The organism is Aerococcus sp. 150760013-2 (assembly GCF_053627715.1).
Genome location: NZ_JBSEYI010000030.1, coordinates 1 through 1358 on the forward strand (window position 1 = coordinate 1; position 1358 = coordinate 1358).

Here is a 1358-nt window from a genome sequence, read left to right on the forward strand (position 1 = left end):
TGAAATAAGGATATCATGTCCTTCTTTTTGCGTACACAAAAATAGTGCCGATGAGACTCAATTGAATCTCACCAACACTATTTATTATAGAACCAAAAAAACACCAACGCATAAATCGTTGATGCTTCATTTGATACCGGTGGCCGGGGTCGAACCGGCACGTCCGTAAGGACACAGGATTTTGAGTCCAGCGCGTCTGCCAATTCCGCCACACCGGCAAATCAATATAATATTTGCATGTCTTTCAAAAAGCGTGAAAGGCGGTAGTCGGATTTGAACCGGCGATCAAGCTTTTGCAGAGCCATGCCTTACCACTTGGCTATACCGCCATAAATAAAAAAACTGGGATAGCTGGATTCGAACCAACGCATGACAGAGTCAAAGTCTGTTGCCTTACCGCTTGGCTATATCCCAATAAAAAAGGGCGAGTGATGGGAATCGAACCCACGAGTGTCGGTGCCACAAACCGATGCGTTAACCACTTCGCCACACCCGCCAAAATAATAATATTAGTAAAAACAGGGACAGTAGGAATCGAACCCACAATGACGGTTTTGGAGACCGTAGTTATACCGTTTAACTATGTCCCTATCCAAGTAATATCCCATAGTTTAAAAAAGATAAATGGAGGGAGAAGGATTTGAACCTTCGAACCCGAAGGAACGGATTTACAGTCCGCTGCGTTTGGCCACTTCGCTATCCCTCCGTATGGTCCGAGACAGATTTGAACTGCCGACACCTTGAGCTTCAATCAAGTGCTCTACCAACTGAGCTATCAGACCATATTAATAATATTTTAAACTAACGGTCCCGACGGGAATCGAACCCGCGATCTCCTCCGTGACAGGGAGGCGTGATAACCGCTACACTACGGGACCAGGTATTTGTAAAACAAAATTCTAATGGAGAATGAGGGGCTCGAACCCCCGACATCCTGCTTGTAAGGCAGACGCTCTCCCAGCTGAGCTAATTCTCCTAGAATAATGACCCGTACGGGACTCGAACCCGTGTTACCGCCGTGAAAGGGCGGTGTCTTAACCGCTTGACCAACGGGCCATAAAATATTTTTTTACGGAGAGTAAGGGATTCGAACCCTCGAAACAGTTTCCTGTTTACACGATTTCCAATCGTGCTCCTTCGGCCTCTCGGACAACTCTCCAAGGCAAGGAACTCTACCAACTCCGCAAGTAGGACTCGAACCTACGACATCTTGATTAACAGTCAAGCGCTACTACCAACTGAGCTATTGCGGAATATTAATACTGCATGGCAACGTCCTAGTCTCACAGGGGGAAACCCCCAACTACATTCGGCGCTAAGAAGCTTAACTTCTGTGTTCGAGATGGGAACAGGTGTGT

General features: G+C 46.7%; 12 tRNA genes and 1 rRNA gene. All 13 read right to left on the minus strand.

Features of this window, described 5'->3' with window-relative positions:
* Positions 1 to 134: 134 nt before the first annotated feature.
* Positions 135 to 218 (minus strand) — tRNA-Leu (locus ACUW85_RS09460).
* Between the two features lie 40 nt (positions 219 to 258).
* A tRNA-Cys gene (locus tag ACUW85_RS09465) sits at positions 259 to 329 on the minus strand.
* A 13-nt stretch (positions 330 to 342) separates the two neighbouring features.
* Positions 343 to 414: transfer RNA gene (locus ACUW85_RS09470), tRNA-Gln, on the minus strand.
* Between the two features lie 9 nt (positions 415 to 423).
* Positions 424 to 496 (minus strand) — tRNA-His (locus ACUW85_RS09475).
* A gap of 23 nt (positions 497 to 519) precedes the next feature.
* Positions 520 to 590, minus strand: a tRNA-Trp gene (locus ACUW85_RS09480).
* A 35-nt stretch (positions 591 to 625) separates the two neighbouring features.
* Positions 626 to 706, minus strand: a tRNA-Tyr gene (locus ACUW85_RS09485).
* 3 nt (positions 707 to 709) lie between these two features.
* Positions 710 to 782, minus strand: a tRNA-Phe gene (locus ACUW85_RS09490).
* 23 nt (positions 783 to 805) lie between these two features.
* Positions 806 to 878: transfer RNA gene (locus ACUW85_RS09495), tRNA-Asp, on the minus strand.
* Positions 879 to 903: 25 nt separating this feature from the next.
* Positions 904 to 976, minus strand: a tRNA-Val gene (locus ACUW85_RS09500).
* Positions 977 to 984: 8 nt separating this feature from the next.
* Positions 985 to 1056, minus strand: a tRNA-Glu gene (locus tag ACUW85_RS09505).
* Between the two features lie 16 nt (positions 1057 to 1072).
* Positions 1073 to 1159 (minus strand) — tRNA-Ser (locus ACUW85_RS09510).
* 20 nt (positions 1160 to 1179) lie between these two features.
* A tRNA-Asn gene (locus tag ACUW85_RS09515) sits at positions 1180 to 1253 on the minus strand.
* Positions 1254 to 1264: 11 nt separating this feature from the next.
* Positions 1265 to 1358, minus strand: a 5S ribosomal RNA gene (gene rrf, locus ACUW85_RS09520); the annotation flags it as partial.